12 protein-coding genes are annotated in these 12580 nt (G+C 71.7%); 10 read left to right on the top strand and 2 right to left on the bottom strand.

All coding sequences use genetic code 11. From position 1 onward, the window contains the following. The first annotated feature begins 60 nt into the window (after window positions 1–60). The gene (locus CPH93_RS23885) at window positions 61–1020 is read left to right on the top strand and encodes an NAD-dependent epimerase/dehydratase family protein (protein ID WP_096214029.1); all 960 of its coding nucleotides are present in this window, start codon (window positions 61–63) and stop codon (window positions 1018–1020) included. A gap of 48 nt (window positions 1021–1068) precedes the next feature. On the opposite strand, the gene CPH93_RS23880 is transcribed toward CPH93_RS23885, so the two are convergent. Then, the gene (locus CPH93_RS23880; RefSeq protein ID WP_096214028.1) at window positions 1069–2088 is read right to left on the bottom strand and encodes an SHOCT domain-containing protein; all 1020 of its coding nucleotides are present in this window, start codon (window positions 2086–2088) and stop codon (window positions 1069–1071) included. 179 nt (window positions 2089–2267) lie between these two features. Here CPH93_RS23880 and CPH93_RS23875 point away from each other — a divergent pair, with 179 nt between their 5' ends. The 6 genes from CPH93_RS23875 to CPH93_RS23850 all read left to right on the top strand — a co-directional run bounded on the left by CPH93_RS23875 (window position 2268) and on the right by CPH93_RS23850 (window position 9792). Beyond that, a complete protein-coding gene (locus tag CPH93_RS23875; RefSeq protein ID WP_096214027.1) occupies window positions 2268–4277 on the top strand; it encodes a glycoside hydrolase in 2010 nt (669 codons plus the stop codon). A 162-nt stretch (window positions 4278–4439) separates the two neighbouring features. Next, complete coding sequence (gene nirB / locus CPH93_RS23870; RefSeq protein WP_096214026.1) at window positions 4440–7091, top strand: nitrite reductase large subunit NirB; 2652 nt, start codon at window positions 4440–4442, stop codon at window positions 7089–7091. Beyond that, window positions 7091–7510, top strand: coding sequence for a nitrite reductase small subunit NirD (gene nirD, locus CPH93_RS23865; RefSeq protein WP_093483113.1), 420 nt, complete (start codon window positions 7091–7093; stop codon window positions 7508–7510). Before nirB ends, nirD begins: the two co-directional genes overlap by 1 nt. A 254-nt stretch (window positions 7511–7764) precedes the next feature. Beyond that, the gene (locus CPH93_RS23860) at window positions 7765–8262 is read left to right on the top strand and encodes an SRPBCC family protein (protein ID WP_093483114.1); all 498 of its coding nucleotides are present in this window, start codon (window positions 7765–7767) and stop codon (window positions 8260–8262) included. Window positions 8263–8441: 179 nt separating this feature from the next. After that, entirely contained in the window at window positions 8442–8747 is a 306-nt protein-coding gene (locus tag CPH93_RS23855; RefSeq protein ID WP_093483115.1) for an ArsR/SmtB family transcription factor, read from the top strand. 100 nt (window positions 8748–8847) lie between these two features. Then, window positions 8848–9792 carry an oxidoreductase gene (locus CPH93_RS23850; RefSeq protein ID WP_096214025.1) on the top strand — a complete coding sequence of 315 codons (945 nt, stop codon included), beginning with the start codon at window positions 8848–8850 and terminating at the stop codon, window positions 9790–9792. Between the two features lie 67 nt (window positions 9793–9859). On the opposite strand, the gene CPH93_RS23845 is transcribed toward CPH93_RS23850, so the two are convergent. Next, complete coding sequence (locus tag CPH93_RS23845; protein ID WP_096215566.1) at window positions 9860–10258, bottom strand: hypothetical protein; 399 nt, start codon at window positions 10256–10258, stop codon at window positions 9860–9862. Between the two features lie 328 nt (window positions 10259–10586). Between CPH93_RS23845 and CPH93_RS23840 the strand changes: the two genes are divergently transcribed. The 3 genes from CPH93_RS23840 to CPH93_RS23830 all read left to right on the top strand — a co-directional run bounded on the left by CPH93_RS23840 (window position 10587) and on the right by CPH93_RS23830 (window position 12502). Further along, complete coding sequence (locus CPH93_RS23840; protein ID WP_173909871.1) at window positions 10587–11387, top strand: maleylpyruvate isomerase family mycothiol-dependent enzyme; 801 nt, start codon at window positions 10587–10589, stop codon at window positions 11385–11387. A gap of 128 nt (window positions 11388–11515) precedes the next feature. After that, window positions 11516–11899, top strand: coding sequence for a hypothetical protein (locus CPH93_RS23835; protein ID WP_096214023.1), 384 nt, complete (start codon window positions 11516–11518; stop codon window positions 11897–11899). Window positions 11900–12037: 138 nt separating this feature from the next. Further along, a complete protein-coding gene (locus CPH93_RS23830; RefSeq protein ID WP_093488659.1) occupies window positions 12038–12502 on the top strand; it encodes a hypothetical protein in 465 nt (154 codons plus the stop codon). Window positions 12503–12580: the final 78 nt, after the last annotated feature.

The raw sequence follows: 12580 nt of genomic DNA, 5'->3' as shown, positions 1-12580 counted from the left end.
CCCGGGCGGTGGCGGAAAACCTGTGCCATCCCGCAGGCCCCGCCGATAGCGTCAACTCCCATGCGGATTCTCGTTCTTGGCGGTACATCCTTCGTGGGCCGCGCCATCGTGGAAGATGCCCTGCGCAGCGGGGTCGAGGTCACCTTGTTCGGCCGGGGCCGGACCGGGGTGGAGCTGTTTCCGGAGCTGACCCGGCTGATCGGTGACCGGGACACCGGTGACTACGGGGCGCTGAGTGAGGGCAGTTGGGACGCGGTCGTGGACGTCAGCGGCTATGTGCCGCGGCATGTCGGGCAGGCGATGGACGCACTGGGTGACCGGGTCGGCCGGTATCTGTTCCTCTCCAGCCATGCGGTCTACCAGCGGGAGGGGGTGGGGCCGGGTTCCGACGAGGACACCCCGCGGCGGCCGCCCGTACGGGACACCGAGGAGCTGACCGAAGCCACCTACGGTCCGTGCAAGGTGGCCTGTGAGGACGATGTGCTGGCGCGGTACGGCGCGCGGGCGACGATCGTGCGGGCCGGGAAGGTGGCCGGGCCGCACGATACGGCGGACACCTTCACGTACTGGGTGCGCCGGGCCGCCCGGGGCGGACGCGTGGCGCTGCCCGCCGATCCCGGGCAGCCGGTGCAGATCATCGACTCGCGGGATCTGGCCCGTCTCGTCGTGCAACTGCTCGTCGACGACCGTCCGGGCGCCTTCCACGCGGTGGGACCGGCCGAGCCGGTCACGCTCGGCGGGCTGATCGAGACCTGTGCGCGGGTGGCCGGCAGTCGGGTCGAGCTCGTACGGGTGCCGGACGACGACCTGCCGATGTTCTTTCCGCTGGTCCGGGACGACTGGGCGACCCAGCAGCGCAGCCCGGCCCGCGCGCGGGCGGCGGGGCTGCCCGCGACCCCGCTGGAGGTGACCGCGGCCGATGTCCTGGCCTGGGACCGGGCGCGCGGTGAGCCGCCGCTGACTGCGGGGTTCACACCCGAGGAGGAGCGGGCGCGGCTGGCGCGGCGGGACGGTTCTTAGAACTCGGCGGTTCTTGGAACTCGGCGGCTCGTAGCGCGGAGGTCCCCGTCACAGCCGGTCGAGCAGCTGCCGCTTCTTCTGCTCGAACTCGGCGGTGGTGAGGACGCCGGCCGCGTGCAGCTCGCCGAGCTTGGCTATCTGGTCAAGGACGTCCTGGGACGGGGCCGGGGGCCCGGCCGGGGCAGCGGACGGAGCTGTGGCGGTCCGCCCGAGGGAGCCCACGGCCAGGCGCAACGCCTCGTCGAGCCGTGCCAGGTCCTCCCCCTTGAGGCCGCCGAACTCGACGACGAGACCCCGCAGGGTCTCCACCCGCAGGACGCCCTGGGTCACCTTCTGGGTACCCGCCACCGCCCTGATCTCCCCTAGGTGGAGCGCGGACAGCTCTGACCCGGAGAACTTCTCATGGACGAACATCAGCCGCTGGTTCGTGAGGACGACCGTGCCCAGGTCGTTGCCCAGGAAGCACTCGGCCACGACGAAGACCTGCTCCCCGCCGAGGAGGAGGCCGGGCAGGTGCTTGAGGACCAACCAGCAGCGGTCGCCCGTGGCCGAGGCGAGCCCGGCGGCCATGATGTCCTCGCGGGCGGCGGCCTCCGGGCCGATCTTGCGCGCGAATCGTCCGATGTGCTGCTGCTCCGCGGCGCGTTCGCGTAAGACCCGGTCCTCCGCGGCCCGTTCCTGGGCGCGTTCCCGGTCGGCCAGCCAGGCGACCAGGGGGTCGTTCGCGGCCTCATAGGCGGCGGCCACGTCGATGTCCAGGACCTCGTTCGTCCGCACGACGTTCCACAAATACTCGTGGAGGCCGCGGAACGCCTCCCGCTGCCCGTACGTGAAACCGATCGTGTTGGGGTCCTCGTCGGACCCCACCGGGACCAGGACGCCCCCGCCGAACCACAGGTGGAGGTATCCGCGCCGCAGCCTCGTCGCGTCCTTGAGCTCCACGCCGGACAGCGCCTGGAAGGGCAGTTCGCGCGCAGGGAGGGGGCTCGGCCGCTGGTCCGTCCGGCAGACGGTGAGCGACGCCGCACCGATCTCGACCCAGCCGCCCGCACCCTCGTACCTGACCATCGCGCAGCCCCCCGCCGGTTCGATTGTGATGCCGGACAGTCTACGGGCGCCGTGGCGGCGAGGGCCGCTGAGCGGTACCCAGGGGCGTCGACGTACGACGTGCAACTCGGCACGTGAACCTCGGTACTTGGGATGCGGTTCTTAGAACTCTCTTAGAGCTGATGCGTAATCAGTTCTGCATGAACTCCCACCCCCACAAGACCGCGGGACACCGCCGTCCCACCCGCGTGCTGGCAGCCTCGCTCGCGCTGACCGCGACCACCCTCGGCGTCGTCGGATGTGACCGCGCGGCCGCCGGCACGCTGGAGGGCAGCCGGCTCCAACTCCCCGTCTCCGGCGGCACCACCGTCGTCGACACCGACTCACTCGCGGTGACCGCGCACACCAGCGGCGGGCGGCAGCTGGTGCTGTCCGACGGGGCCGCGGGCGGGCTGGGCAAGCCCGGTGCGGTGACGCAGACGGCCGACGGGGCGCGCTGGAGCTACCCCGACAAGGGCCTTCAGGTGACGGCGAGTTCGGCGCGCGGGCGGCTGCGGATCAAGCTGCGGTCGGACCGCGACGGGGCGGTCAACTGGCCGGTGACCGGCACCGACCGGGCCGCCTCCAGCGTCCAGGTGCCGCGCGGCGAGGGGCTGGACATCCCGGTGCGGGATGCGTTCTGGAACGCCGGCCCCGAGAAGGGCGGGCTGGCCGGCAGCACCGTCGACATGGGCGAGGCCCTCTCACTGCCCCTGTGGGGCTACTCCATGGGCGGGGCGGGCGGTAAGGGCAGCGGGAGCGGCGTCAGCTACCTCACCCCGACCGACCTCGGGACCTCGCTGCGGTTCGCCTCCACGGGCGGCCGGCTGCGCACCACGGCCACGCATACCTTCGACGCCGGTGAGGGCACCCGTGACTACGAGGTGTCCTTCGCTCTCACCGACGGCAACCCGGTCGCCCCCGCCGCCGATTACCGCTCCTACCTCTCGCAGCGCGGCCAGCTGGGCAGCCTGCGCAAGAAGATCCGGCAGAACCCGGCCACCGAAAAGCTACTGGGTGCGTTCCACGCCTATGTGTGGGGCGATGCGCGGACCGCCCCCGGGGTCGAGGAGCTGAAGAAGCTGGGCGTGGACCGGATGTGGCTGGGCTACGACTCCGGGCCCGACCCGATGAAGGCGCCGGCGGTGCAGGCCGCCAAGAAGGCGGGCTACCTCGTCGGCCCGTACGACACCTTCGCCAACGGCCAGGACCCCAAGAAGGCCGACAGCCCCACCTCCGTCTGGCCGGGCCGGGTCTATCCCGACTTCTGCATCCGCCGGGCCGACGGAACCCCGCAGCCGGGCTTCGGCAAGCGCGGCTGCTACCTCAGCTCGCGCGCCTTCGAGAAGGCCGAGCCGGACCGGCACTACCTTGCCGACCGCACCCGCAAGATGGTCGCCAACGGCGCGGACAGCTACTTCCTCGATGTGGATGCGACGGGAGAGCTGTTCCGCGATCACGGCGAGGGCCATGAGATGACCAAGGCCGGCGACCGCGCGAGCCGGCTGGCCCGGATGGTGCGGCTGTCGAAGAACCTCGTCCTTGGTTCGGAGGGCGCCCAGGCGTGGGCCAACAAGGTGCTGGCCTACAACCACGGCTCGGGCACCCCGGTCGACGACGGCCTGTGGGACCTGGAGCGGGACAAGAAGACGTGGGGCGGCTACGCGCCGGAGAAGGCCCCTGGCGCCTTCTTCAAGCCGGTCCAGCTGCCCGCCCGGATGGCCACCGCCATGTACGACCCCAAGTACCGCGCGCCGCTCTACGAGACCGCACTGCACGGCTCGCTGGTGAATGTGGAGCGTTGGGAGCTCTCGTACCAGAAGCTGCCGGCCCAGAAGACCACCCGGGCGCTGCTGGCGATGCTCTACAACACCCCGCTGAACTTCGTTCTCGACGGCCCGACCTTGAAGAAGGACGGGCCGGAGCTCGCCGCGCTGCAGAAGTTCTTCTCGCCGCTGCACCGCGCCGCCGGCACGCAGCAGATGACCTCGTTCCGGTGGCTGACCGGTGATCGCAGCGTCCAGCGCACGGTCTTCGGCAAGGGCGCGCTGACCGTCACCGCCAACTTCGGCAGCAAGGCCCACGGCGGCCTGCCGGGCGGCTGTGTGGATGCCAAGCTGGCCACCGACCAGCAGCCCCGGCGGCTCTGCCCGGCGCAGCTGAACGGCTGACCGGCCGGCCGGTACCCCGGCTGACCTGCTGATCTGTCGGAGGGCGGCGGCCCGCGCGGCGGCCGCCCTCACACGGCGGCCGCCGTGCCACTGAGGGCAGCGTTCCGCCCGGGAAACAGAGCAGATGCGGGCGGGTAACAGCCACGCCCCAGTGTGAAGGGCATGACCTCGATGCCGCCGCACCCGGATGCCACCACAGATGCCGCGCCCGGCACCACACCCACCCTCGTCCTGATCGGCCACGGCATGGTCGGCCAGCGCTTCCTGGAGGAGCTGGCCGACCGCGGTGTCACCGAGCGGACGCGGGTGGTCGTGCTGTGCGAGGAGCCCCGCCCGGCCTACGACCGCGTCCAGCTGACGTCGTACTTCGCCGGCCGGACCCCGGACGACCTGAGTCTGGCCGACCCGGTATTCCTGGCCCGGCACGGCATCGAACTGCACCTCGGCGACCCGGCCACCGCCGTCGACCGCACCACCCGCACCGTCACCGCCCGCTCCGGGCTGACCGTCCGCTACGACACCCTGGTGCTGGCCACCGGCTCGTATCCGTTCGTGCCGCCGGTGCCCGGCAAGGACAGCGCGGGCTGCTTCGTCTACCGCACGATCGACGACCTGCTGGCCATCGAGGAGTACGCCAAGAACGCCCGCACCGGCGTGGTGGTGGGCGGCGGGCTGCTCGGCCTGGAGGCGGCCGGTGCGCTCAAGGGGCTCGGGCTGCAGACCCACGTCGTGGAGTTCGCTCCGCGGCTGATGGCCCTCCAGGTCGACGAGGGCGGCGGCCGCGCGCTGCGCCGCACCATCGAGGAGATGGGCCTGGAGGTGCACACCGGTGTCGGCGGCAAGGAGATCGTCGCGGACGACAGCGGCGCGGTGGCCGCCATGGGACTCTCCGACGACTCCCGGATCGAGACCGACCTGGTCGTCTTCTCGGCCGGGGTGCGCCCCCGCGACCAGCTCGCCCGGGACTGCGGGCTGCCGGTCGGCGAGCGCGGCGGCATCGTCGTCGACGAGCAGTGCCGCACCGAGGACCCGGCCGTGTATGCGATCGGCGAGTGCGCGCTGGCCTCCGACGGCCGGGTCTACGGCCTGGTCGCCCCGGGCTACGACATGGCGCGGGTGACGGCCGGCGACATCGCGGCCCGGCTCGGTGACGACACCGGGCAGCCCGACGGCTTCACCGGTGCCGATCTGTCCACCAAGCTCAAGCTGCTCGGGGTGGACGTCGCGTCCTTCGGGGATGCGCACGGCACGACGGACGGCGCGCTGGACGTGGTCTACGCCGACTCCCGCAGCGGCGTCTACAAGAAGCTGGTGATCGGCTCCGGGGGCGAGCTGCTGGGCGGGGTGCTGGTCGGCGACGCCGAGTCGTACGGCATGCTGCGGCCGCTGACCGGCACCGTTCCGCCGCTGGCGCCCGAGCAGCTGGTCCTGCCCGCGGGGGCCGAGGGCGGCGGCGGGCTCGGCCCGTCCGCGCTGCCGGACGACGCGGTGCTGTGCAACTGCCACAACGTGACCAAGGGGACGGTCCGGGCCGCGGTCACCGAGCACTCCTGCACCACCCTGCCCGAGGTCAAGAAGTGCACCAAGGCCGGTACCGGCTGCGGCAGTTGCGTCAAGTCGCTGACCGCGGTGATGAACGACGAGCTGGCCGCGTCCGGCGCCGTCGTCGACACCGGGCTGTGCGGCTGCTTCCCGCACACCCGCGCCGAGCTCTACGAGATCGTGCGCACCCTGCGGCTGACGTCCTTCGCCGAGCTGCTGGACTCGCACGGCCGCCCGGAGGCCAGGAACGGCGACGGCTGCGAGATCTGCAAGCCCACCGTCGGCTCGATCATCGCCTCCCTCGCGCCCAGCGTCGGCGCCGGCGGCTATGTCCTCGACGGGGAGCAGGCCGCCCTCCAGGACACCAACGACCACTTCCTCGCCAACCTCCAGCGCAACGGCTCGTACTCGATCGTGCCGCGGATCCCCGGCGGTGAGATCACCCCGGAGAAGCTGATCGTGATCGGCGAGGTGGCCCGCGACTTCGGCCTCTACACCAAGATCACCGGCGGCCAGCGGATCGACCTGTTCGGCGCCCGGGTCGACCAACTCCCGGAAGTATGGGCCCGGTTGGTGGACGCCGGCTTCGAGTCGGGGCATGCGTACGGCAAGGCGCTGCGCACCGTGAAGTCGTGCGTGGGGCAGACCTGGTGCCGCTACGGCGTCCAGGACTCGGTCCGGATGGCCATCGAACTGGAGCTGCGCTACCGGGGACTGCGCTCCCCGCACAAGCTGAAGTCCGCGGTCTCCGGGTGTGCCCGCGAGTGCGCGGAGGCCCGCGGCAAGGACTTCGGCGTCATCGCCACCTCCAACGGCTGGAATCTCTACGTCGGCGGCAACGGCGGCGCCGACCCGCGCCACGCCGATCTGCTCGCCCAGGACCTGAGCGACGCCGAACTGATCCGGCTGATCGACCGGTTCCTGATGTTCTACATCCGCACGGCGGACCGGCTGGAGCGCACCTCCGCCTGGCTGGAGCGGATCGAGGGCGGCCTCGACCACGTCCGGGACGTCGTCGTCCATGACTCCCTGGGGCTGTGCGACGAGCTGGAGGCCCTGATGGCCGCCCATGTCACCCACTACCGCGACGAGTGGGCCGAGACCCTCGCCGATCCCGAGCGGCTGGCCCGGTTCGTCTCGTTCGTCAACGCACCCGATGTGCCGGACCCGTCCGTCCGCTTCGTACCGGAGCGCGACCAGGTCAAGCCGGACCTGACGCTGCTGGCCGGCCCGACCCTGCCCGTTCGGACCCTGGAAGGAACCTCTGTCTGATGACCACCCTCACTGCCGAACAGCACGCCTCCGCTTCCCGCACCACCGACGCGACGGCGGCGGGCACGGCCGCGGTCGAGATCCACTGCCCCGAGGGCAGCTGGGTCCCGGTATGCGGGCCGGACGACCTGCTCCCCGGGCGCGGCGTCGCCGCCCTGCTGCCGGACGGCGCCCAGGCCGCGCTGTTCCTGGACCGCGGCGGCCGGATCCATGCGATCGGCAACCGCGACCCGTTCACCGGCGCCCAGGTCCTCTCCCGCGGCCTGACCGGCTCCGCTGGCGGCCGCCCGTTCGTGGCCTCACCGCTGCTCAAGCAGCGCTTCGACCTGCTCACCGGGGACTGCCTGGACGATCCGGCGGAGTCGATTCCGGTGTATCGGGTGCGGGTGCGGGACGGGGTGGGGGGCGCGGGGCGCTGAGTCCGTGGGGCTGGGTCCGTAGGGCTGGGTCCGTAGGGCTGGGTCCGCGCCGCCGGGCTCGCACCGCCGGGCCAGTGCCGCCGGGCCAGTGCCGCCGGGCCCGTCCGCTGAGTCCGGGCCGCCGGGCGGAGTCGCAGCTCGTGGCCGGCCCTTCGCCCTTCGCAATGCGCAACCGTGGGGTTGCACCTCCTACCGCCCACGTGCAACCATTGGGTAGCACGTAAGCGGAATCAGCGCGGCAGGAGGAGCCACCCATGAGCACTCAGAGCGCCAACGACACCGGCAAGGGAGCCGGTGAGGACCGCAACCGCATCGAGCGGGAGATCAGCATCGACGCGCCCGTCGAACGGGTCTGGGCGGTGCTGACCGAGCCCGAGCACGTCGGCTCGTGGTTCGGCCAGGGCGCGCCGACCCCGGTCGACCTGCGGCCGGGCGGCATCATGCAGCTCGACCACGGCCAGTACGGCCAGTTCCCGACCACGATCGTGACGGTGGACCCGCCGCGCCGCTTCTCGTACCGCTGGGCCAGCGCCCACCCGGGCGAGGTGGCGGTCGAGGGCAACTCCACCCTCGTCGAGTTCACCCTCACACCGGAGGGCGACGGCACCCGACTGCGCGTGGTCGAGACCGGATTCGAGGAGATCGCCATCCCGGAGGAGCGGCAGTCGACCGCCGGCTACGACAGCCACTCCGAGGGCTGGACCGGCCAGATGAAGAACGTCAAGCAGTACGCGGAGCAGCTCGCGGCATGACGACCGGCGAAGGAACGGGAAGGGGCGCCGGCCGGGGTCCCGTAGGGGACGCGGGCCGGGGCTCCGGGGCGGGCGAGGCCCGCGATTCCGTAGGGGATGCGGGCCGGGGTTCGGGGGCAAGCGGGGGCCGGGACTCCGTAGGGAATGCGGGCCGGGATTCCGGGGCGGGCGGGGACGCCGTGGCGGAGGTGTTCTCCGCGCTGGCGGACCCGACCCGCCGCCGGATACTCGACGCCCTCGCCGCACACGGCGAGGCGACCGCCACGGTCCTGGCGGCCGAACTGCCGGTCAGCCGCCAGGCCGTCGTCAAGCACCTGGGGGTCCTGGACCGAGCCGGCCTGGTCGCCGGCCACCGGGAGGGCAGAGAGGCGCGCTACCGGGTCATACCGGAGCGGCTGGGGGTCACCGCCCGGTGGATGGACCGGGTGGCCGCCGCCTGGGACAGCCGCCTGTCGGCGATCAAGCGCCTCGCCGAGGGCGAGTGACCGGGCGCGGGGCGGACGTCTCTGTTGACTTCCGCCCCACCAGCCCCAGCCGTACCGGCCCACGACGTACTCTTGTTGCCCCCTACGGAGGAGTGCAGGCGTGACCCGGTGGAACACCAGCCACATCCCCGACCAGACCGGCCGCTCGGCGGTTATCACGGGTGCGAACAGCGGCATCGGCTATGTCACCGCACGTGAACTGGCCCGCCGCGGCGCCCGGGTGCTGCTGGCCTGCCGCAGTGAGTCGCGCGGCCTCGCCGCACTGGACCGGCTGCGGTCCGAGGTCCCCACCGCGGAGGCCGAGTTCCGGCCCCTGGACCTGGCCGATCTGACCTCCGTACGGGACTTCGCCGCCACCCTCGACGACTTCGACGGCGACCGCCTCGACCTGCTCATCAACAACGCGGGCGTGATGGCGCTGCCGTACCGCACCACCGCCGACGGCTTCGAGATGCAGTTCGGCACCAACCACCTCGGCCACTTCGCGCTGACCGGTCTGCTGCTGCCCAAGCTCCTCGCCACCCCCGGCGCCCGGGTCGTCACCGTCTCCAGCATGCTGCACGTGCTCGCCGACCTCGACCACGGCGACCTCAACAGCGCGCGCTCCTACCGCCGCTGGATCGCCTACGCCCGTTCCAAGAGCGCCAATCTGCTCTTCGTCCACGAGCTGTCCCGGCGGCTGGCCGCGGCCGGCTCGCAGGTCGTCGCGGCCGCCGCGCACCCCGGATACGCCGCCACCAACCTCGCGACCGCGGGCGTCCGGATGGAGGGCCGCACCTCCACCGAGCGGGCGGTCGAGCTGGTCAACCGCGCGGTCGCACAGTCCCCGGACGGCGGCGCCCTGGGCACCCTCTGCGCGGCCACCGCCCCGCACATGCGGCCGGACTCCTTCATCGGCCCGCGCAGCGGACTGCGGGGCGCCCCCGCCCAGTCCTTCCGCGCCCCGTGGACCACGAAGGACGCCAACGGTGCGCGCCTGTGGGCCGCGTCCGAGCAACTCACCGACGTGCACTACGACTTCTCCCGGGCGGGCGCGGCGCGCTGACTCGCGTGGGAGGCCCCGGCCGCAGAGTGCGGCCGGGGCCTCCGGTGTCCGGAACGGCCAGCTGTGGTCAGCCGGGGCCATGGGGGAGGGCGAAGGTCTTCACCGTTTTGCCGTCGTGCTTGTAGACGACCTTGGGCGTGGCATCGGCCTGGGCCGCCGGCTTCGGGAAGGTCAGCGTGTACGTTCCGTTCGTGTCCATCCGGCTCGGCACCGGACCGGGCTTGTGCTTGTTCAGCACACCCGTGACACCGTGCTCGGGATCCTTGACGGTGACGGTGTCGGTGTTGCCGTCCAGGGTGAGGGTGTCGCCACTGTCGGCCTTGACCTGCTTGACGTAGTCCGTGGGCATGGCGACCGCAGCGTCGACCGGTATGGCGAGGGCGGCACCGGTCACCGCGACGGCAAGGGCGGCGTGCAGCCCGAGGCGCTTGGGGCGCCGGGCATATGGCATGGCTTGGTTGGACAAGGCTGCTCCTTCACGGACGTGCGTGCTGGTGCTGTAGTACAGGGCGCCGAAAAGCACCCATGTCCGACACGGTAGGCAGCTCCTGTTTCGGCCGTCCCGAGGTCGCACCTCAGGCACGTCACGATCCTTTGATGGGCCTGTGACACTCGTAATGCGCCGTGACACTCGCCGGACTCCGCCTCTGCCCGGTGTGCTTCTGATGTGCTTCCGATGCACTTCCGGTGTGTACCCGAGCGGCCGGCCGTCGTGGACGTCCTCAGCCGGCAACGCCACAGACGCACGCCTGCGGTGACGCCGGATTGTCAGTGCCGCGCCCTACCGTGAGGTCATGAACTCGACCATGGCGTACGACGGTCATTGCGGCGAGATCGTCACGCAGACCGGCCTGCTCGCAGCCTGTCTCCGGGAGGAGGGCGCCGACCTCACGGCAACGGTGCCGTCCTGCCCGGACTGGAACCTCGCCCAGCTGCTCCATCACCTGGGCGAGGCCCACCGCTGGGTCGAGGAGATCGTCCGCACCCGCGCGGACCGGCCGCCGCCCGACACGGCCCTGCGCGTCCTGCCCCGCGACACCACCGAGTCCCCCGCCGAAGTCGCCGACTGGCTTACCAGCGGCGCCGAACGCCTCGCCGCAACCCTGCGTGCCACGAACCCGGACAGCCGGCTCTGGACCCCGCTCCCCTCCGGAAGCCCGCGTTTCTTCGCCCGCCGGATGGCCCACGAGACGGTCATCCACCGCGCCGACGCCACCCTCGCCCTCGGTGCGGACTTCACCGTCGGACAGCCGGTCGCCCTCGACGCCCTCGACGAGTGGATGACACTGGGCTCGCTGCCCGAGATGTTCGACTTCCACCCCGACCGGCGTGAACTCCTCGGCCCCGGCCGCACCCTCCACTTCCACGCCACGGACACCCCGCCGGATGCGGCCGCGGACTGGCTGGTCGACCTCACCGGCGACACCCTCGCCTGGCGCCGCGCCCAGGAGCCGGCCGCCGTCTCCGTCCACGGCCCCCTCACCGACCTCCTGCTCCTCATCTACGGCCGCGTCCCCGCCGACCGCGACACCTTCGAGATCACCGGCGATGCGGAGCTGCTGGAGTTCTGGCTGGCGCGGGTGCTGTTCGGCTGAGCACCGTGACGGACGGTTGCCTGCGCGGGGCGAACGGTTGGCTGCACGGGGCGAACCGTTCAGGCCACTGCGGCGTGCGTATCGTTGACCACCGGCGACACGATCAGTCCTCACGGGAGCCCCTCACCATGGCCGATTCCGACCGTACGGAGCGCCCCTCCGGCCTGCCTCCCACGCCTCCCCCCATCCCGCCGCATGCCGGGGGCGGGGACGGCACCCCGCAGCCCGTCCCGACGACCGCGGACGAGGCGCTGGCGATCGGCCGGCAGCACTTCCCCGAGGTCGGCTCACCCGGCGGCCCCGCCGAGCTGTTCGTCCACGAATTCGGCCTCGGCTACCTGATCCGTGCGGGCTGGCCACCGCCCGCGGACCCCACCGCCCCTCCCGCGGAGCCCGGAGGGAGCAACGTCGTCGTGTCCAAGTCCGACGGCGAGGTGTCCTTCCTGCCCAACTTCCCCCCGGAGGCGGCCGTGGAGCTCTATCACCGCTCCTACCGCCCGAAAAGCGCCTGAATCCGGCGGATTTGCCCGTCGGGGGACTCCTGGCAGGGCGCCAGGAACGCCCGTTAAACTTTGGCTTGAAGAACTCATGAGGCAACCATTACGAACCCGGGGGACGTTGTGGCAGGTGCCGGTGGTTTCCAGACGGATGTGGAGAGCCTCAAAGCCGAGGGGGCGAACTTCGTCAAGCTGGGCGAGGATTTCTATTCCTCGGTCGCGCGGCTGATGGACGGCCTGCATGCGCTGGGGGCGGGGCCGCCCAGCAATGGGCAGGAGGCTGCGCCGCCGGAGAAGTCGTTCGGCCAGCAGTTCATGAGCGGCCTGACGACGTTCGACAGCAAGGACGGCGCCCCGCCCTGGGGGGATGACGACCTCGGCGAGAAGTTCGGTGTCGTCTACGAGGGCGTGCGGGACGGCATGAACGAGTCGATGGGCCATCTCTCCTCGAAGCTCCAGGAAATCGGCAAGGCGCTGACGTCGATGTCCAGGAACCATGCGGAGAACGAGGACTTCAACGACTCGCTGATGAAGCAGCACGTCGAGAACAAGCAGGCGTGGCGGGACCCCACGGCCGACCCCAACGTCCAGGTTTCGTTCCGGTCCGTCCAGCACTGAGACCGCTGACCGGTTCCGGATTCTGACCCGGCCGCCTTCTCACACCACCTGCGTCTGCCGCACGCCTCATTGCACGTT

The sequence above is a fragment of the Streptomyces sp. 2323.1 genome, assembly GCF_900221035.1.
In the GTDB taxonomy this organism is placed as follows: domain Bacteria; phylum Actinomycetota; class Actinomycetes; order Streptomycetales; family Streptomycetaceae; genus Streptomyces; species Streptomyces sioyaensis.
The sequence above is the reverse complement of the archived record's forward strand: the minus strand, read 5'-3'. Positions and strand labels throughout refer to the sequence as shown.